Annotated in this window: 14 protein-coding genes; 4 read left to right on the forward strand and 10 right to left on the reverse strand. The window is 62.1% G+C overall.

The genetic code is table 11. From position 1 onward, the window contains the following. Positions 1-26 precede the first annotated feature (26 nt). The 4 genes from D0550_RS06530 to D0550_RS06545 are packed head-to-tail and all read left to right on the forward strand — an operon-like array spanning position 27 to position 3,350. Positions 27-1,025: a glycosyltransferase family 2 protein gene (locus D0550_RS06530; protein ID WP_116808302.1), complete on the forward strand. Its 999-nt coding sequence runs from the start codon at positions 27-29 to the stop codon at positions 1,023-1,025. Beyond that, positions 1,022-1,411 carry a GtrA family protein gene (locus D0550_RS06535; protein ID WP_116808303.1) on the forward strand — a complete coding sequence of 130 codons (390 nt, stop codon included), beginning with the start codon at positions 1,022-1,024 and terminating at the stop codon, positions 1,409-1,411. Before D0550_RS06530 ends, D0550_RS06535 begins: the two co-directional genes overlap by 4 nt. Next, positions 1,408-2,211: a ChbG/HpnK family deacetylase gene (locus D0550_RS06540; RefSeq protein WP_116808304.1), complete on the forward strand. Its 804-nt coding sequence runs from the start codon at positions 1,408-1,410 to the stop codon at positions 2,209-2,211. The genes D0550_RS06535 and D0550_RS06540 overlap by 4 nt, the downstream gene beginning before the upstream one ends. Positions 2,212-2,213: 2 nt before the next feature. Continuing rightward, the gene (locus tag D0550_RS06545) at positions 2,214-3,350 is read left to right on the forward strand and encodes a glycosyltransferase family 39 protein (RefSeq protein WP_161965668.1); all 1,137 of its coding nucleotides are present in this window, start codon (positions 2,214-2,216) and stop codon (positions 3,348-3,350) included. Positions 3,351-3,355: 5 nt separating this feature from the next. Here the strand turns inward: D0550_RS06545 and D0550_RS06550 are convergent, their stop codons facing one another. The 10 genes from D0550_RS06550 to D0550_RS06595 form a co-directional block, all read right to left on the reverse strand. Further along, complete coding sequence (locus D0550_RS06550; protein WP_161965669.1) at positions 3,356-4,204, reverse strand: DUF1444 family protein; 849 nt, start codon at positions 4,202-4,204, stop codon at positions 3,356-3,358. 34 nt (positions 4,205-4,238) lie between these two features. After that, positions 4,239-5,429 carry a phospholipase A gene (locus D0550_RS06555; protein WP_116808307.1) on the reverse strand — a complete coding sequence of 397 codons (1,191 nt, stop codon included), beginning with the start codon at positions 5,427-5,429 and terminating at the stop codon, positions 4,239-4,241. A 144-nt stretch (positions 5,430-5,573) separates the two neighbouring features. Next, complete coding sequence (locus tag D0550_RS36315) at positions 5,574-6,236, reverse strand: lysophospholipid acyltransferase family protein (RefSeq protein ID WP_116808308.1); 663 nt, start codon at positions 6,234-6,236, stop codon at positions 5,574-5,576. Then, positions 6,227-8,032, reverse strand: coding sequence for a glycerol-3-phosphate 1-O-acyltransferase PlsB (gene plsB, locus D0550_RS06565; protein WP_116808309.1), 1,806 nt, complete (start codon positions 8,030-8,032; stop codon positions 6,227-6,229). Before plsB ends, D0550_RS36315 begins: the two co-directional genes overlap by 10 nt. A gap of 15 nt (positions 8,033-8,047) precedes the next feature. After that, positions 8,048-8,281: a hypothetical protein gene (locus tag D0550_RS06570; protein WP_116808310.1), complete on the reverse strand. Its 234-nt coding sequence runs from the start codon at positions 8,279-8,281 to the stop codon at positions 8,048-8,050. A gap of 61 nt (positions 8,282-8,342) precedes the next feature. Further along, a complete protein-coding gene (locus D0550_RS06575; protein ID WP_161965670.1) occupies positions 8,343-8,873 on the reverse strand; it encodes an alpha/beta hydrolase in 531 nt (176 codons plus the stop codon). A 148-nt stretch (positions 8,874-9,021) separates the two neighbouring features. Next, on the reverse strand, positions 9,022-9,852 hold the full coding sequence (gene ttcA, locus D0550_RS06580) for a tRNA 2-thiocytidine(32) synthetase TtcA (RefSeq protein WP_116808312.1): 831 nt from the start codon (positions 9,850-9,852) through the stop codon (positions 9,022-9,024). Between the two features lie 2 nt (positions 9,853-9,854). After that, entirely contained in the window at positions 9,855-11,351 is a 1,497-nt protein-coding gene (locus tag D0550_RS06585) for a carboxypeptidase M32 (protein ID WP_206606131.1), read from the reverse strand. 418 nt (positions 11,352-11,769) lie between these two features. Beyond that, positions 11,770-14,910 (reverse strand): efflux RND transporter permease subunit, encoded by a 3,141-nt coding sequence (locus D0550_RS06590; RefSeq protein ID WP_116808313.1) that lies wholly within the window; start codon positions 14,908-14,910, stop codon positions 11,770-11,772. Continuing rightward, a complete protein-coding gene (locus D0550_RS06595; RefSeq protein WP_161965671.1) occupies positions 14,907-15,992 on the reverse strand; it encodes an efflux RND transporter periplasmic adaptor subunit in 1,086 nt (361 codons plus the stop codon). Before D0550_RS06595 ends, D0550_RS06590 begins: the two co-directional genes overlap by 4 nt. Positions 15,993-16,011: the final 19 nt, after the last annotated feature.

A 16,011-nucleotide genomic window follows, 5' to 3' on the forward strand; every position in this document is an offset into this window, starting at 1 on the left:
CTCCCCCGGCCGTCTAATACCCTGCCATGAGCATGCGGGCCCCAAGGCTGCACCTTGCGTCGGGATTTTCGCTGTCCTGCATCGTGCCCGTGCTCAATGAAGCGGCCGGCATCGCCAGCTTTCTGCGGCGTTTGCATCGGGTGATGATCGGCATCACGCCGCGCGTAGAGATAGTGGTGGTCAACGATGGCAGCACCGATGGCTCCGCGGCCGAGATTCTGCGCTGCGCCGATGCTTGCAGGATTCACTACATCGAACTGTCCCGCAATTTCGGCAAGGAGTTCGCGCTGCAAGCCGGCCTCGATGCCGCCGCCGGCGATTGTGTTTGTTTGATCGATGGCGACGATCAGCACCCGATGGAATTGATTCCCGAAATGGTGCAACGCTGGCGCGCCGGTATCGACATGGTTTACGCATTGCGCCGCTTCGGCCAAAGCGAGTCGTGGCCGAAAAGCATGGCGCGCTCGTTCGTGCATCGACTTCTGACGTCGCGCTCGGGGCTGGAGATCCCGGTCGGAGCCGGCGATTTCCGCGTACTGGATCGGAAGATCGTTCAGCTGTTGCGGACCATGCCCGAGCGCACGCGCTTCATGAAAGGCCTGTACGCCTGGGGTGGCTTCAGCAGCGAAGCCATTCCTTACGAACAGCAGCCACGAACTACCGGCACCAGTAAGTACACCTTCCATACGCTGTCGGATCTCGCGGCGTGCGGTATCACAGCGTTTTCCACCACGCCCCTGCGGCTGGTCTCCCTGCTGGGTCTGCTGACCGCGCTCGCCGCTGTCGTGCTCGGCCTGTGGATCGTGTTCGAAAAGATTTTCCTGGGTCAGCCGATTCCTGGCTTCGCAACCCTCGCAGCATCCATCCTGCTGCTGTCGGGAATCCAGCTGCTCGGACTGGGTATCGTTGGTGAGTACGTCGGCAGAATCTTCGATGAGGTCAAGCAACGGCCGCTGTATGTCGTCGCTCGGGAGTTGAATCGCGGAGCCTTGCTGGAGTCGGTGCAGGAAGGCACTCGGGCATGAGCCTGCAGCGCTACGCTCGCTTTGTGGTCGTTGGTGCTACAGCTGCCGCGATTCATTTCACTACGGCAACGGCCTTTGCATCGCTCGCCAGATGGCCACCGCAATGGGCGAACGTAGCGGGGTATGTAATCGCCCTGCTAGCCAGCTACCTGGGGCAATCACAGTGGACGTTCTCGCGAAAGGAGCTGAGTCTGTTCAGTTTCGCGCGCTTCACGGCGACATCTCTTAGCGGCTTCGCGCTCAACGTGATCATGTACGGCGCCCTGCTGCGCTGGACGCAACTGGACTACCGGATTGCACTACTGCTGGTGATCGGAACGGTGGCAGTCGTGACTTTTCTCGGCATGAATCATTGGGTGTTCGCCATGAGGCGCTCGAATACATGAGCGAGCCGCGGCCCGTCGTCAGCAAGCGGGTCGTGGTCTGTGCCGACGACTTCGGGTTCACCGATGTCGCGTGTGAAGCGATCATCGAGCTTGCCGCGGCGGGAGCAGTCAGCGCGGTGAGTTGCGCGGTAGACGGCGCGGCCACGCCTCGACACGCACTCGCGCTACTCGCCGTTTCATCCGACACGTCATTGGGTTTGCATTTCAATCTGACCGAGCCCGCGACGGCACCGGCGCATGCGAGACTCGACTCATGGCTGTGGCGCGCACAGGTAGTGCGCTCGATAGATACGGACCAGGTGCGTGTGGAACTGCGCCGGCAGTTGAGTCTGTTCGAATCTTTGTTTGCTCGACCTCCGGATTTCGTGGACGGCCACGAGCACGTGCACCAGTTACATGCAATCGCCCCGCTGCTGGTCGATGAGTTATCTGCGCGTTACGGCATTCGAGTCGCGGTTCGCTCGACGCTGCCGCTGCATTTCAGAGGAATCAAAGCCAGCGTGATCGCACAGCTCGGCGGCAGACAATTGAGCCAGCTCCTGCATGCACACGGCTTGACGACCAATGCGGACTTCGCCGGCGTTTACGACTTCTCCGCGCATGTCCCCTACGCCCGCCGCATGCAACAGTGGCTGATATCGATCGCCGATCGAGGCTTGATCATGTGTCATCCCGAACGGCCGACGCCCAAGCGCACCGACGCGCGCGCGCTGGAATATATTTTTTTTTGCAGCGATGCCTGGCGCCGGCTGCGACAACACTACAGCATCCGGTTGGTCCAGTTCAGCGGCACGGAATGACTATGGCAAGCCTGCCGCAGTATCAAAGAGACCGCACGCTCGGCTCGCAATTGAGCTTTCCGGCCGCGGTCGCCGCTTGCCTGATCGCCCATCTCGCACTGTGGTTCAGCTTACCGGTGCTGCTCGGCGTCGTGCTGACATCGGACAACGGCGAGGAACTGGAGTGGGCCTCACAGCTCGCATGGGGGTACCACAAGCATCCGCCCATGCCCTCGTGGATCATCCATGCATTCACGCGGGTTTTTCCGCCGACGATCACACTGACTTTCGCTCTGGGCGCGCTGCAGGTGGGGATGATGTTCGCCTTCGCCTGGCTACTCGGACGGCAACTGCTCGGCACGCGACGCGCGGCTGTGAGCCTGCTGCTCATCGCGTGCATCACGTTCTATACCGTGCGCCTGTCTTACTTCAATCACAATACGGCACTGATGGTTGCGACCGCGGCCGCCGCGTTGTGCACGTGGAACGCGCACCGGACTCGCGAGCTGCGCTGGTGGGTGGCTCTCGGTCTGTGCTGGGGACTGGGGATGCTCAGCAAGTATGCTATGGTCGTGACGATCGCGTGCAATCTCATATTTCTTTGGACGCGGCATCCCGTGAAGCCGCCCCATCTCCTCGGTCGCTGCGCGCTCGCCTCCATCATCGCCGTTGCACTGTTCGCTCCGCACTGGCTATGGGTAACTCACCACGACATGGACACCGTCCACTACGCGATGAGGTTCGTGGAAGTCGAGCACACCCTGACCGACCGGCTGCTACGGATCGTCGGTTTCACGGCAGATCAGGCACTACGCCTGGCACCGATATTCATCTGGCTGCTGATGGTGCGAGGCTTGTCATACCGCAACCGCCCTGTCATGGCGACGAATGCGGGCGACGAGCAACCTTCTGGCGATGCCGCCGCGTTCCTCGCCATTCAGGCATTCGGTCCGCTGCTCATCATGATCGCTCTGGGCGCGCTCGTGGGACTGGAACTGGGAATGCCCTGGGGCACGGCGTACTTGTGGGCCCTGCCGCTCTGGTATGTCGGTACGGCCGCCGGAACTCGCTTCGCCAGCCAGTCGAACCGCGCGCTACTGCTGGGGTTCGTCGCGATTCAGGGGCTGTCGGCAGCACAATTCGTGCTCACGAGGCCGTGAAACGCTCAGAAGCGCTCGAACTTCCCGCTACGATAAACGAACAAGCGATCGGTGAGTGAATAGGGGCCGTCGGCCGCAGTCTTCTTGGCCAGCTCGCGCAGTTTCTTCACGCCTTCCTTGTTCGCCGAGCCGGTGAACAACAGCACGTCGCGCGTCGGGATGGCGATGACGATTTCGCCGTCGACACCGAGCTTGTCACTGTTCCAGATCTCATCGAGTAACAGCAGACTCGGAACATAGTCGCTACCCGCGGTCATCATGGAAATGAGCGGGCCGTTCACCGCCTCGGGGGGTGGCAGGATGCGGCGGAGGTTTGCGATTGCCAACGCCCGCAGCTGGTCTTTTTGTACGCCCGCTTGCTGCAGATCATCGGGGCCGAAGTAACGAATGTTCTGCGGCGTGTCCTCGGCGTAGACGATGACAAGGTCCTGGTTCAGCTCCTCGATCACCTGCTTTGCCGCGGCAGCGGCGCCGCGAGCCTTGGCGGCACGTTTGATGTCTTTGGACCAGCCGCGATCCTTGATCACCGGAACGATCTGCTGCGGATTCAGTGGACCGGAGGCTTGGGCGCTCTCGGCCATGGAATGGACGTAGCGGGCGACGATCTCGGCCTGCTGCCCGGGGCTGCGCGAATATTCATTGTAAGCGTTATCGAGAAACGCCGCTGCCTGCTCGCGTCCGGCGCCTTTGACTTCTAGATGCAACGGCGCCGCCACTGTGATGACATGAGCGGGCAGCTCCACCACCAACGCTTTCCTGAATTCTTCAGTGAACTGCTCCGGTGACAACAACTCCGCGGCGGCCTGCACGCCTTGCGCCAGCAGGCAAACGATCATTCCCAGGCTTCGTTTCACGTTCGTGCCCTCCTCGCACCGTCCATCCTGCCCGCTACAGCGCCACCGCGAATCCCAAGCGCCACTGCGCATCCAGCTTGCGATTGTAGTCGAGCAGACTTTCGCCGTAGCCGTTGAAATACTGCAGCATCAGCCAGCCAGTGAGATCGCCGCCGCTCAGCTTGGACAGCGGATAGGAAAGATTCAGCTCCATGCTGCCGTAGGTGCTGCGCGTACCCTTACGCAGTGTGGTCCAGAAGTCCAGGCCACCCTTGGCACCGAAGCCGAACATCCAGTCGACATAGCCCCGATAATCGGCGATATCCGGATTTTCGTCGGCCGCGATGTAATTGTGGATCAATGGCGCCGCGAAGAAACGCAGGCTGGCAGGATCGCCGAACGTGAGCGCGGGACGCACATAGACCATATTGAAGCTGCGCGAGTCCGCGCCTTCTTTACCGTTGGACTCGTGACCGAGACCGGTCTCGACGCCGAGCCGCAACTGACCGTCGAAGAAGCGCGCCAGATCGTAGTTCGCGAAGAACAGCCGTGGCCGATAGCTCGTGTCCGTGAATGGCTTGGACAGCTCGCTGAGATCCCACAACGAGGTTTGCGAATAGGAAAGAAACAAATCGTCGATCCAGGGCCAGCGCCTGGCCAACGGGCCCTGATTGTCGAACAACTGATAGCGCAGGCTGATCTGGAATTTGGCATTCAAGCCACCATCGCCGCCTACGATGAAATAAACGGGCTCATAAACCGACACCGCCAGCGGCGGCGGCTTGTCGACCAGCGCGGTCGTATAAGTCTGTTGTGGCGGCTCGGACGGACGGACCGACTCGCTGCCTGCAACCGTATTGGTATTGCTCGTGGGCGGCAAAATTTGCAAAGCGACCGAGTTCGACGCCACTCCGGTCGGCACCAGGGTCGCGACACCTTCGACGTTCGCCGGCAACGCGCCGTGCAACTTCATCCGCGCAAAACCGCCAGAAGCCACTTCGATGCGACCTGAGCGCTCCGGTGTCATCTCGATGATGGACAGCCCGGTAGGCGTCTCGAAGCGCACGTGCACCTTCTCGGGCAGTTCCACGATCAGCGGCTGCGGATCGCTGTTCGTCAGCGTCAGATCGAGCTCCAACGGCGTGCCTGAAACGACCTGAGCATGGGGAGTGGAAAGAATGATGTCGGCGCGCGCGCTCCAGGTAGTGAGCACTGCGAGCGCGATCAACAGCTTGGAAATATTCATGTCACGGGACAAGCGCGAGCAGGCGATTGGTCGAAGCGTACCGGGCCGACATGAATCCGGCCAGCGTTGCAAAGTCAGTGTCGCTCGGTGGCGGCGCCGAGTGCGTCGGAGTCCCCTCGACAGCCAAGCTGGGAACCGCCTACGTCAACGATGCGTAACCTGCAGCACGCTGTTGCGGATCTGCTCGTGCAACACCAGCTGCGCATCATCGGCCACCGCCGGCAGCATATCCGTGTAGGTCAAGCGTCCTTCCGCATTCACGCCGAGCACATTGCGTGAGCGCAGCAGATCGATGAAGTTCTTGAACAGCGCCTTGTCGAAGAACTCCGGCGAGTTGAGCTCGTAGAGCAGCGACATCCGCTGTGCCATGAGCTGGCACTGCGATTCCAGCGCGTCCTGGCTGATGCGGCCGCTGCCATGTTTCAACAGCACGGCGATCACCAGATAGTAACGTTCGACGATCTGCACCGTGACCTGCGCCAGATTCGACAGCTGCACGGCCTCGGCCGAGCCCGTCGGCGGACGCCGCCACTGCGCGCCGGCTTCCACCGATTCGAGCAGGCCATGGTTCGCCAGATCGTCCAGCGTCTCCAGCGTGACCGCGCTGATCTCCTCTTCGGTCCAGCGCAGAAACAACTCGTCGCGCACATACGGATAGATGCGCCACATCAGACGCTGGATATCCTCAGTGCGCATGGTGCGATTGTTCAGGAAGCAGCACGCGATCAACGACGGCAGCGCCATCAAGTGCAGCACGTTGTTACGAAAATAGGTCATCAGCACGGAGTTCTCCTCCGTCATCTGCATGACATCGCCGAGCTGATTGTTTTTTGNAGCCGCTGAATCACGCCCATGCGCTCGCCATGTCGCACGATGGACGCACCATCGCTCTCGGTGACCCAGACCAGGGACGAGTAAGGCGCCTGTCGCAGCAGCGACGCATATAACTCCAGTTGCCGCGCCAGGTCGCTTTCCAGCATCGACTGCTTCGGTGTTGCGAGCAACGCGGTAGCGATCAAGTTCATCGGCGCCACGCAAGCGGCGCTATTGATGTTGGTCATGACCCGCGACGCAAGCTCGTCGACGGCCAGCGGCAGCCATGCCGGCCGCTCGCGTTTCTCGACCAGATGCCGGCTCTCCGGATCGTGACGCTTCAAGATCTCGTTGAGATGAATCGCCTCGCCAAAGCTCACATGCACCTTGCCGAATCGCTTTCGCAGCGCCGGCAACGTGCGCAGCATGGTGAAGAGGGATTCCTTCTCCTTGGGCTTGCCGAGCATCTCGTTGACGTAGGTCTTGCCCTCGATCAAGCGCTCGTAGCCGAAATACACCGGCAGGAACACGATGGGCCGTCGCGGATCGCGCAAGTAGCTGCGCAAGGTCATCGACAGCATGCCGGTCTTGGGCTGTAACAGCCGACCGGTACGGCTGCGTCCGCCCTCGATGAAATATTCGATGGAATGGCCGCGCGCCATCATCAGGCCCAGGTATTTCATGAACACCATGGTGTACAGCGCATTGCCCTTGAAACTGCGGCGCATGAAGAACGCGCCGCCCTTGCGCAGGAAGCGCCCGACGCCAGCCATATTCAAATTGATGCCAGCGGCGATGTGCGGAATCGCGTAGCCCTTGTAATAGATGACGTAGGACAACAGCAGATAGTCGATGTGACTGCGGTGACACGGCACGTAAATCACTTCGTTGCCGTCGATCACCTTCTGCAGCTGTTCGACGTGATGCAGCTCGACCCCGTCGTACAGACGCGTCCAGAACCAGCTCAGTCCTTTGGCCATGAAGGCCACGAAGATGTGCGAATAGTTGGCGGCGATCTCCCAAACATAGTCCTGCGCCAGCTTCAACGCTTCGCGCCGGGAAATCTTCTTGGAGCGCATCTCGTCGGCCATCGCGCGACGCACGGCGGCCGCACGCAGCACTTGCGTTGCCATGGTACGTCGATGCGAGAGATCGGGCCCAATCGCGGCGGCACGCTGACGTGCCAGATTGAGCCGCAGCGTTCGGGTGAGACGTCGAACAGCTCGCGCCTTGTCGGTGCCTTCGTTCACAGCCGCGCGCAACGAGACTGGCTCGCCAAACTGAACGAACAGATTGCGACCGTTCACCATCGCCGACAGCAAACGACGGAAGCGGCCGACGCGTTCCCAATTTTCGGACAGCAGAATGCGCAGCCAGGAGTCTTTGCGATTCGGCGCGCGCCCCCACAGCACGGTGACCGGGACCAGATCGATATCGAGCGTGGGGTCGTCGAACGCCGCGGCGACCAGCGAGCGCATCGACTCGGAAATACGGTAGTCGGTGCGATCGCCCCAGAAACCCGCCCGCCGTTGCAGAAACAGCACCGATTCCGACGGCAGAGGTTTCTTCAAGGCCTGCGTCGGCGCCGGCAGGCCATGCGCGGCACACACCTTTTCGAGCACGACCAGATCGGCAATCGCAGATTCGTTCAGGACATAACAGATCGGGCGCTCCCGCTGTGCATAGCGGGCACGCAAATCCTCCGGCAATACATGCGGACGCGCCCACATGGAAACGGGTGCGCGCAACAAGCTCAGCCAGAGTCGGTCGAGTCCGGAAAAATCGGCCATCGTTGGAGCGCCGCGCTATTGAGCGGTCTGGTTCTCGTTGCGATCGAGGGCGTGGTCGATCGCGTCCTTGTGCTCCTGGACCTGGCCCTCGACGGCATGCGCCTTGTCGATGGCGCCCGCCATATCCCCGAATGCCGTGTCCGCCACCGGCGGTGGCTCGGAGGATTGCTGCTCAGAACCGCAGGCGGCGAGTAACGACGCCACGAGCGCCAGCGACAGTAGGCTGCTATTCCTGCTCTTCTTGGTCATCGGGAACTCCTGTCGTCATACCCGCCACGGTTCGGTCGCGAATATTAGCAGGAGCGCCGATTCACGCGCTGGCCGTCAGCCGCTCCAGGAAATTATCCAACAGTGCGCACACTTCGGTCAGGTTGGCCGTCAGCCGGTGATCCGAATCGAGGATATGCAGCGCGCTCTTGTACTGGCGTGCATAGCGGATGCTGTTCTCCACCGGCACGATGTCGTCGTTCCAGCCGTGCACGATATCCACGGGGCAAGCCGGCGGCGCGGGCGTGTATTTTTCATAGCCCGGCATGAAGAACGCGGGCGCCAGCAGGAACAAGCCGCGCGTCAGCACCTGCGTCGAGACCGTCGTGCACACGTGCGCGCCGAGGCTGGAGCCGACCAGCAGCAACTCGCCGGGTAACTTCTTGCACACTTCGAGCAGCTTGGTGACGCGCGCGGCCGGATCGGCCATGCCGCGGTAATCCACCGACTCCACCGTCAGGCCATGTTTCTTCGCAATCTCGGCCATGGCGACGATCTTCGTGCCCCAGGGATCGCCATCCTGGCCATGCGAGAACACGATGTACTGCTGACTCACGAGTTTTCCATTGGCCACGACCGACCCCACATATGAAACTTAATTGGAGCCACCCCAGGCACAGGGATGTGCCCGCCGCCGCAGGCGGCGAGCGCAGGGGGAAAAGTCACGCCTTTTCCCCTCTGCGCCTCAGCGCGAGTGGCAGGATGCCCGAGTCGCTGTTTAATCAGAACAGCTCTCCGGGATTGTTGACTACGTCGCCCTCGGGCGTCTGTCGTTTGTTGAAATCATAGCGGGTCGGATCGGCCAGGTGCGACAGCGTCACGTTGCGCACGCTGGAGAAGATCGACTCGGTGCGACCGGGATACTGACGCTCCCACTCGCGCAGCATCTTCTTGACCTCGACCCGTTGCATGTTTTCTTGCGAGCCGCACAACGAGCACGGAATCAAGGGGAATTCCCGGGCGCGCGCATAGCGCTCGATGTCCTGCTCGGCGACGTAGGCGAGCGGCCGGATGACGATGTGACGGCCGTCTTCGGAGTGCAGCTTCGGCGGCATGGCCTTGAGCTTGCCGCCGAAGAACATGTTCAGGAACAACGTCTCGATGATGTCATCACGATGATGGCCGAGCGCGATCTTGGTGATGCCGTGGTCCGCCGCGAACCGATACAAAGCGCCACGACGCAGCCGCGAGCACAGGCCGCACATGGTCTTGCCCTCGGGAATGACGCGCTTGACGACGCTGTAGGTGTCCTGCTCGATGATATGAAACGGAACACCCAGTCCTTTCAGATACTCGGGCAGCACAGCTTCAGGAAAGCCGGGCTGTTTCTGGTCCAGGTTCACGGCGATCAGCTCGAAGTGCACCGGCGCGCTGCGCTGGAGCGACATCAGGATGTCGAGCATGGTGTAGGAATCCTTGCCGCCCGACAGGCACACCATCACCCTGTCGCCCGCCTCGATCATGCGGAAATCTTCGATGGCCTTGCCGGCGAGGCTGCGCAGCCGCGCTTGCAGGCGTTTGAAGTTGTTCGAGTAGTCAGGGACGGCGGACATGCTCAGGCTTCCAGGTATTTGCCTTCGATATAGCGCAGCCAGGCTGCGGCGGACAGCGGCCTGTTGGTGGCGTTGCGGATCAGGTCGGGCGTGCTCACGCTTGCGGCGAGCGCATGCACATTCTGCCGCAACCAGTCGAATAATCCCCCGAATTGACCCGCGGCGATCTCCTCATCGAGCTGCGGGCGCTCGGAGCGCAGACTCTCGTACAACTGGCCGGCGATCACGGCGCCGATCGCGTAGGACGGAAAATACCCGAACGAGCCCACCGCCCAATGCACGTCCTGCAGACAGCCTTCGGCATCGTTCGCGGGCCGCACCCCCAGCCGATCGCCCATGCGGGTATTCCAGGCTTCGGGCAGGTCGCGAATCTTGAGCTCGCCTTTGAGGATCTCCTGCTCCAGCTCATAGCGCAGCAGGATGTGCACCGGATAAGTCACCTCGTCGGCATCGACGCGGATCAGGCTGCGGCGAACCCGAGTCAACAGCCGATACAGATTCTCCACTTCCCACTCCGGCCCGGAGACGCCGAAAGTTTTTTCCATCAGCGGCTTCAGGTAGCGCAGGAATGGGCGGTTCCGGCAGATCAGCATCTCCAGCAGCAGCGACTGACTTTCCTGCATGGCCATGCCGCGATCGCGCCCCACCGGCTGACCGCGCCAGGCTTCGGGCAAGCCGACGTCGTACATTGCATGACCGGTCTCGTGCAGCACGCCCATCAAACCGGTCAGCGGCTCGGTGGGATTGAAGCGGGTCGTGATGCGGATGTCGCCCGGAATGCCGCCGGTGAACGGATGCTCGCTCTCGTCCAGGCGGCCGCGATCGAACGGGAAGCCCATGACCTTCATCAGCTCGTGCGCCAGGTGCCGCTGCTTGCTGGCCGCAAATCGCCCGGTGATTTCCAGCGGTGCGCGCTTGGACTGGGTGTCGATGGCATCCTGGATGAGACTCGGCAAACGCCGACCCACGGTAGTGAAAATGGCGTCGATCTCGGCCCCACTCATGCCCGGGCTGAACTCATCCAGCAAGGCGTCGTACGGATCGAGCTTGAGCGCCTTGCCGAGCAGATCGGCCTTGTTGCGCACCAGCGCGGTCACTTCCTCCAGATGCGGCGCGAATAGCGAAAAGTCGCTCTTCTGGCGCGCCTCGATCCATTTGATCTCAGCGCGCGACGTCGCTTTAGCAAGCCGCGAGACCAGGTTTTGCGGCGTGGCAATGGCATGATCGCGCTCCCGGCGCATCTCCTTGAGATTGGCCTGCTGCCAATCCTCGAGCCCCTGCAGGTTGGCCTCGGCGCGGTCGAGCAGCCGCGACACGCGCGGGGAGGTCACCAGCGAGTGGGACTCGGTCTCCAAAGCGGCGAGCTGTTCGCCGCGCAGATCCGAGCTGCCCCGAGGCATCATCACGGCGGAATCCCAGCGCAACAGGCTGGCAGCGCTGCGAAAGGCGTGCAGACGCCGGAATTCCTGCTCGAGTTGTTGATAAGGCGTCAGAGCCATGGCGCATTCCGATGACGGGGCCGCCAACCCGGCAAGCCCTCGAATCGCCATTCTAGCAACGGCCGCCGCGTCACCCGCGCCTGCGGGCCACGATGCATCAGTTAATTTTCCTAATTAATGCGACAAGCAGGTGCCGCAGTGGTGCGGCTTCCATTCCAAAAATGTATTTCTGAATTACAAAATATTTAGGGAACGGGACGTATCTGCCGTGGTCTCATACACCGTCCTCCTGCGAGAGTGGTGCAAGCCACTCTGGGACACGAGCCGGTATGTGTTGCAGCCTACCGGCTCATTTTTTTTGGGGATCGGGGCATCCTGTCGCCCCGATAGCGAGCTGGCAAAAAGGCGTGACCTTTTGCCGCTCGCCGCCGCCAAAGGCGGCGGGTACGTCCATGTACCTGGGTTCTCTTGGTTTCCCTCAGCTTGGTTCGTCGGCTTGTGTCGGCGCGGCGAGCGGCTTTGCTCCGGCCGCGGCGCGCAGCTTGTCGATCATGTGACTGATGTACTCCGGCGACTGCGTATTGCGGGCGACGAAGGCATAGATCACGGGCACGACGTACAGCGTCAACAGCAACGAGAACGTGACGCCGTAGACGACCACCGAGCCGATGGTGCTGCGGCTTTCGGCGCCGGCACCCGAAGCGACCAACAACGGCACTGCGCCGAACACCGTACACAAGCTGGTCATCAGCACCGGCCGCAGACGGATCGCGGAAGACTCGACGATCGATTCGTAGAACTCGACGCCGCGGTCGCGCAGCTGGTTGGCGAACTCCACGATCAAAATACCGTTCTTGGCCGCCAGGCCGATCAGCATGATGCAGCCGATCTGACTGTAGACGTTGATGGATCGATCCGTCAGCCACAGCCCCAGCAACGCACCCGCCACCGCCAGCGGCACGGTCATCATGATGATCAGCGGATGGCGGAAGCTTTCGAACTGCGCCGCCAGCACCAGGAACACGATCAGCAGCGCCAGCATGAACGTTATATACAACGCATCGCCGGAGCGCTTGAACTCGCGAGACTCGCCGTCGTAGTTGATCACCGCATGCGCCGGCAGCTCGGTGCGGATCAGATTCTCCATGTAACCGAGCGCCTCGCCGAGCGAATAGCCGGGCGTGAGGTTGGCGGACAGGGTGATCGAGCGCAGGCGGTCGAAGCGCTTCAGCTCGGTCGGACCGGCCGTCTCCTCGATCTGGACCAGATTCGACAGCGGCACGAGCTGGCGGGTGGTCGACGAGCGCACATAGATGTTCGTCAGATCGCTGGTGGTGGCGCGATCCGTGTCCTTGGCCTGCAGGATGACGTTGTATTGCTCGCCACGATCCAGATACGTCGTGACAATGCGCGAGCCCATCATTGTTTCCAGCGTGCGGCCCACTGCGGTCAGCGACACGCCCAGGTCACCGGCGCGGTTGCGGTCAACCATCACGCGGATCTGCGGCTTGCGCGCGTAGAAATCCGAATCGAGGTTGGTGAGCCCGGGATTCTCGGCCGCCTTGGAGAGAATGATATCGCGCCACCTGGCCAGCTCCTCATAGTCGCTGCCGCCGAGCACCACCTGCACGGGAATGCCCGAGCCGCGAATACCCAGGCCGCCGGGCATGCCGACGTTGATGCGCACGCCGACCAGATTGGCGAGCCGCTTGCGCAACCGGGCGGCGATCTCCTGCGCCGATTCCTTGCGCTCGCTCCAGTCGCTCAAATTCAAAGAGACGAAGCCCGAGCTCATGTCGGAGCCACCGAAAGACGGCGCCCGGGAATTGAAGCGACGCACGTTGCCGCGCTCCACTTCTTCCATCACCACCTCTTCCACCTGCCGCAGGTAACGATCGAGATATTGCAGGCTGGAGCCCTCCGGCGCGGTGACTCGGATGAACACGCGCTGACGATCTTCGGTGGGCGTGTATTCGGACGGCAGATCCTTGAACAAAACGAACGCAAGGCCGATCGCGAGCACACCCGAGATGACGACGATCAGCGGCGCCGCCAGTGCGCGCCGCAGGCTGAGCTCGTACATCCTCGACAACCACTGGAAGAACCGATCGACGGCATGCGCCACACGGCCGCGCACGATGCCCTTTGCGAAAATCTTCGAGCACATCATCGGCACCAGCGTCAGCGCCACCAGCGCCGAGATGCCGATGGCCGCGGCGATCGTGATACCGAACTCGCCGAACAACCGGCCGACGTTGCCGGGAATGAACGAAATGGGCAGGAACACCGCCATCAACACCAGCGTGGTGGCGATGACCGCGAAGCCGATCTCGCGACTGCCGTCCACGCAGGCCAGCAGCGGCGCATCGCCCAGCTCCATGCGTCGTACGATGTTTTCGAGCACGACGATCGCATCGTCGACCACCAGGCCGATCGCGAGCACCGCGCCGAGCAGGGTCAGCACGTTGACCGAGAATCCGGCGATCGCCATGACGATACAAGCGGAAATGATGGATACCGGAATCGTCACCGCCGGAATGATGGTGGCGCGCACCGTGCCCAGGAACAGATAAATGACCACCAGCACCAGCAACAGCGCGACGACCAGCGCGTGCTCCACCTCGTAGATCGATTTGCTGACGAAGATCGAATCGTCGATGCTGATGTCCAGCTTCAAGTCGCTCGGCAACGTCTTTTGCACCTCGGCCATTTCCACATACACGCCCTCGGAAACATCGAGCACGTTGGCGGTGGACTGAGGAACGATGCCGAGACTCACGCCCGCCTTGCCGTCGGTGCGCGCGATCGAGCGCAGATCTTCGGCCGCAACCTCGACGCTCGCGACTTCGCCGAGTCGCACCAGATAACCGTCGGCACCGCGGCCAACGACGAGTTGGCGGAAATCCTCGGGCGTGCGGAAGCCGGTATCGGTGCGCAGCGTGAACTCGCGTTCCAGCGATTCGATGCGGCCGGCGGGCAATTCGACGTTTTCCAGACGCAGCGAGTCTTCGATGTCCTGCACGGTCAGCTGGCGTGCCGCCAGGGCCTTGCGATCCAGCCACACGCGCATCGCATAGCGCCGTTCGCCGCCGATGCGAATGCTTGCAACGCCCGGCACCACCGACAGGCGATCGACCAGATAACGATCCGCATAGTCGGTCAGCTCCAGCTGGGTGCGGTTGACGCTGGTCAGCGCCAACCACATCACCGGCTCGGACGACGTATCGACTTTCGCGATCTGCGGCTGCTCGGCTTCCTCCGGCAGCTGCCGCACGACGCGCGCGACGCGATCGCGAACGTCATTGGCGGCCGACTCGATGTCGCGATCCAGCGCGAACTCGATGGTGACGCGCGAACGCTCGTCGAAACTGGACGAGCGCAACGTCTCGACACCTTCCAGGCCGGCAATCTGATTTTCGATCAGCTGAGTGATCTTCGATTCGATGACCGCAGCCGAGGCGCCTCGATACACAGTGTCGATGCTGACGATGGGCGGCTGTACGTTGGGCGTCTCGCGTACCGTGAGCCGGCTGAACGCCATCAAGCCGATGATGGTCAGCAACAAGCTCACCACCATCGCGAAGACGGGGCGGCGAACGGAGATTTCCGAAAGAATCATGTTGCGGCCTGGGAAGCAGTTGCCGAATTCGCGATCACCGGCGTGCCGTTGTGTACGTTCATCGTGCCATCGATCACGACCTCGTCCTGCTCGGTCACACCTTTGAGAATCTCGACCTCGCCCGGCCGACGACGGCCGACGGTTACTTCACGCTTCTGCGCGCGGCCCTCCTCGACGACGAACACGAAGTGCCGGCTGTCCTCCGGCACGATGGCCGTCTCGGGCAGCATCAGTGCTTTGCCCTCGGAGCGCACCAGGCGCAGGGTCATGAACATGCCCGGTCGCAGCCGGCCATCCTGGTTGTCGACGAACGCGCGCACGACGATGGCGCGCGTGGTGGGATCGACGCGCGTGTCGACGCTGTCGACGCGACCTTTGAAAGCGGCGTTCGGATAAGCGGGGGTCTGAGCCGCAACCGTCAAGCCGGGCCTCAGGCTGGAAAGAAACAGTTCCGGCACGGCGAAGTCGATCTTCACGACGCTCAGATCATCGAGCGTGGTGATGACACCTCCCGGACTCACCAGGCTGCCCAAGCTCACATTGCGCAGACCGACCCGTCCGTCGAACGGCGCGGTGATGATCCGATCCCGGAGCCGCGAGCGCGCAGCGGCGACGCGCGCCTGATTGGCCAGCATGGTCGCTTCGAGCTGATCGAGCTGCGCCGCGGACAGCGCCTGAGTCTGGAACAACTCCTGACTGCGCTTGTACTGGCTGCGGCTGTCCCGCTCGGCCGCTTCAGCAGCGGCGACATCGGCCAGCGCTTCCATATTGTCGAGCTCGACCAGCACATCGCCCTTGCGGACCTGCTTGCCTTCCTCGAAACGGATGGCGATGACCCGATCGGCGATCTTGGCGGTGATGTCGACCGATTCCTTGGCGCGCACGGTGCCGAGCGCTTCGACCTCGAGCGCGAAATCCTTGAGTTTGGGGGGAGCCGTCACGACCGGCACTTCGCGCGCGCCAGGAGCGCGTGCGCCAGCCGGACCCTGGCCCGCGCCAGAGCCAGAGCGCCCGACGTAGTACCAGGCGCCAGCGCCGAGCACGACAGCCAATGCAACCGCTACGATGCTATTGCGATTCACGAATCCGCCACGAATGTTT

It is taken from the genome of Steroidobacter cummioxidans, assembly GCF_003104955.1.